This is a genomic window from Polaromonas sp. P3_C2, from assembly GCF_056402675.1.
This window is the reverse complement of record NZ_JBFUGX010000945.1, coordinates 1-1,253: the sequence shown is the minus strand read 5'-3', so window position 1 is coordinate 1,253 and position 1,253 is coordinate 1. Positions and strand designations below refer to the sequence as shown.

General features: G+C 59.6%; 2 protein-coding genes and 1 pseudogene. All 3 read right to left on the bottom strand.

Annotation, left to right across the window (positions count from 1 at the left end; all coding sequences use genetic code 11):
• Positions 1-172: pseudogene (gene gltA / locus AC1DWI_RS23655) on the bottom strand (citrate (Si)-synthase); the annotation flags it as partial.
• A gap of 27 nt (positions 173-199) precedes the next feature.
• Positions 200-529, bottom strand: a complete 330-nt coding sequence (locus AC1DWI_RS23650; protein WP_477671353.1) for an FAD assembly factor SdhE — start codon at positions 527-529, stop codon at positions 200-202.
• A gap of 106 nt (positions 530-635) precedes the next feature.
• The coding region (locus AC1DWI_RS23645; protein ID WP_477725972.1) for a succinate dehydrogenase iron-sulfur subunit at positions 636-1,253 on the bottom strand (618 nt) is incomplete at its 5' end.

Here is a 1,253-nt window from a genome sequence, read left to right as displayed (position 1 = left end):
GGCAGGACGCGGTCGACAGGAAACCGGGGTCATAGGTGAACATGCCGGTCTGGGCATACAGCTTGCGGATATCAACGACGTCCGGACCAACGCTGCCCTGGTAGACCGGCAACTCGATGCTGGGGCTGCCGTTGCTGAAGGACAGGGTGGCTTTGTTGTCAGCTAGCTTCATTTCGTGCTTCTTTCTTTCGTATCAGTGTCAATGGAGGACGGACGCGTAATCGGGGGCCGGCGCTGCGGGCTGCAGCAACTTTAAAACTTCATGGGCTTCAGAAGTAGAGGCACTTGCCTTGGCCGCTTCATCGGGCAGCTGGCCGGCAACTTTTCGTTTTAACAGCAGGTCCAGCAAATCGTTGTCGGACAAATCCATTAAATCATTTAACCCTTTAGCCTGCCTGACGGTTAGCGTCGCTTCGTGCGCCAAAAAGAAGCGCTCAATCAGCAAATCGTTTTCCAGCAGGCCGCGCCGGCAACGCCACTTGAGCTTGCTCAGGGCACGCTCGTCGAGCAGGGCGTCGGCGGTTTCCATATCGTTCAGGCCGTAGAGGTTTCGCCGCCGGGCCGCCCCAAGGCGAAACACGCCCCCTCGGGAGGCAGCGTAGTACGCGAAGCGACAAGCGTGGGGGCCATATTGGTCACACTGTCCGCAAAACCATCATTTCCTTGATCTTGCCAATCGCCTTGGTCGGGTTCAGGCCCTTGGGGCAGACGTCGACGCAATTCATGATGGTGTGGCAGCGGAACAGGCGGTACGGGTCTTCCAGATTGTCCAGGCGCTCGGCGGTGGCTTCGTCTCTGGAGTCGGCGATGAAGCGGTAGGCCTGCAGCAGGCCGGCCGGGCCGACAAACTTGTCGGGGTTCCACCAGAAGCTGGGACAGGAGGTGGAGCAGCTGGCGCACAAAATGCACTCGTAGAGGCCGTTGAGCTCATCACGCTCTTCGGGACTCTGCAGGCGCTCTTTTTCGGGCGGCACGTTGTCGTTGATCAGGTAGGGCTTGATCGAGTTGTACTGCTTGAAGAACTGCGTCATGTCGACGATCAGGTCGCGCACCACAGGCAGGCCGGGCAAGGGCTTGAGGATGATGACCTCAGGCAGCGTGCGCATGTTGGTCAGGCACGCCAGGCCGTTCTTGCCGTTGATGTTCATGGCGTCGGAGCCACACACACCTTCGCGGCACGAGCGGCGAAAGCTGATGGTCGGATCCTGCGCCTTCAGCTTCATCAACGCGTCCAGCAGCATGCGCTCGTGGCC